1 protein-coding gene is annotated in these 1,823 nt (G+C 70.8%); it reads left to right on the plus strand.

The genetic code is table 11. From position 1 onward, the window contains the following. Nucleotides 1–124 precede the first annotated feature (124 nt). A complete protein-coding gene (locus MJ785_RS14745) occupies nt 125–1,723 on the plus strand; it encodes an alkaline phosphatase family protein (protein WP_239381369.1) in 1,599 nt (532 codons plus the stop codon). Nucleotides 1,724–1,823: the final 100 nt, after the last annotated feature.

Genomic DNA, 1,823 nt, shown 5'->3' on the forward strand with positions numbered 1-1,823 from the left:
CGGCCGCCGCCGGACGTTCATCCAGGGCCTGCCGGCGGCGGCCGCCAAGCGCCTTTCTGAAATATCAGGGGGCGTTGATCGGAATGTCTCCTGGCGGGCCATGGCGTGCCGGTAGTGTTTGATCGTGCCCAGCAGCCAGCGCACGTTCCCGGTCCAGACCGGTGCTCACGACACAGCCCTGACCACGGGCAATCAGGTCCGCGTCAGGGCTGATGGTGACAACCTGTCCGCCGCGGTCGCCGTCCTGACCCACCCGGATCTCGCCGGCATCGTGGATGTCGTCGCGTGGGTTCGTGACGGCTGGCTTACCGTCGCCAACGCTGGCGGCGCTTCCAGGGTTGCCCTCGCCGACCCGACCGGCCCCTGGCAGGTCCTGCGCGGGCACGATCCGGTGGCCGTGCAGGACCCGATGCACGGTGTTCCCATGGACGCGGCGCTGGATGATCCGTCACCGCCGAACAGCCGCAACTCCTACCCGCTTGCCGGCGTACGGCTCGCCTCGGCCTTCGCCGATCCGCACCGGTCACCGGACATCGTGGTCGTCCACAGCGCCGCGCACCACTGGCCGGAACGCGGCGGCCACCTGGGTGAGCACGGGTCGCTGGACGCGGGCCAGTCCCGGGCACCGCTGCTGCTGTCCGGGGCCGGGGTCCGTGGGCGGGGCATGCTCGACCGCTTCGCCCGCACCGTTGACATCGCGCCGACCCTGGCGTTGCTGGCCGGGGCGTCCATGACGGGCCCGCAAGGGGCAGAGATCGACGGCCGGCCGCTCGCGGACCTCTGTGAGCCGGGCGCCCGCCATGTCGTCGGGCTGCTCTGGGATGGCGCGAACTGTAATGATCTGCTGAACATGGCCGGCACGGGTGAGCTGCCGGCCGTTGCGCGCCTGCTGGCGCGGGGGTGTGCCCTGGCCGGTGGTGCCATCGCCGAGTTCCCGAGCGTCACGCTCACGAACCACACCTCGGCGCTGACCGCGGTGGGCCCGGGACGGCACGGCATCCTGAACAACGTCTACTTCGACCGCGAGACCGGGCGCCGGATCATCGCCAACGACTCGTCCACCTGGCATGTGGCGTGCGACCAGCTCCGGGACGGCGTATGGACGATTTTCGAGGCGATCGCGGCGGCACGTCCGGGCGTGTCGACGGCGTGTGTGAACGAGCCGGTCGACCGGGGCGCGACCTATTCGACTTTCGCGCTGGTCCGCTCGATGAACGGCGGCGATGGCGCCAGCGGCCTGGGTGAGCATCTGCCCTCGGCACAGGACGACCCGTACGCGACCGCGCGGTGGGTCGAGGCGGATCCGGACTACGCCTGGTCGACCCAGGTGGACGCGCTCGGTCTCACGCAGGTTGAGCAGCTGTGGGGCGGGGATGCGCAGCCGCCCGCGTTCATGTGGTGGAACACGACGCTGACCGATACCGGGCACCACGGCGGCGGGCCCTACTCGCCGCAGGCCCGCGCGTCGATGATTGACGCCGACCGGCGTCTGGGGGCCTTCCTCGACCTGCTCGACGCGCGCGGGCTCACCGACGACACCGCCATCCTGCTGACCGCCGACCACGGCAGCGAAGGCGCGGACCCCGCGTGCACCGGCGACTGGGACGATGCCCTGCGGGCCGCTGGGATCCCCTTTCGTGACGAGGCCTACGGCTTCATCTACCTCGACGCTCCCAGCGCCGCCCCAGGGCCCGCGCGGGAGACGACAAATGATCACCAGTAGGCCGCGACGGGTGCGAAGGTGGTGGGGTGACGCTGTCGAAGAAGGCTTCCTGGTTCCTGGTCGCGGTGGGTGTCTGGTCCTGGATGATCTGGCCGACGTT

Source organism: Protofrankia sp. CiT1, assembly GCF_917627335.1.
Classification (GTDB): domain Bacteria; phylum Actinomycetota; class Actinomycetes; order Frankiales; family Frankiaceae; genus Protofrankia.